Source organism: Salicola sp. AFF1 (assembly GCF_056783195.1).
The window spans coordinates 1-263 of record NZ_JBXAYL010000184.1 but is presented as its reverse complement, the minus strand read 5'-3'; the positions used below and the strand labels follow the sequence as shown (position 1 = coordinate 263).

Sequence of the window (263 nt, the reverse complement as noted above, 5' to 3'; positions counted from 1 at the left end):
CCAGCAGGCTTGAGTAGCCCAACAGCCAGTTGGAGTACATCTGCTCCAGAGACACACCAGATGGAATGATTCCCGCTTTTTGCAGCAGATCATAGCCCATCAGCAGCACACCTACAGCACCCGTTAAAAGTACGCCGCGCGTCTGATTAATCAACTTAGGCGCAATATTCTGAAAATCGTTGGTGGGTGAGACAATATTCGCGGCGGTATTGGTAGAAAGGGTTGCGATGATAATTAACAGCATCGCCAGCACGACCCAAAAC

General features: G+C 49.8%; 1 protein-coding gene. It reads right to left on the bottom strand.

From position 1 onward, the window contains the following. Positions 1 to 263, bottom strand: a 263-nt coding sequence (locus AC1RQI_RS17265; protein WP_481905839.1) for a cytosine permease, incomplete at both ends; no start/stop codon positions are given.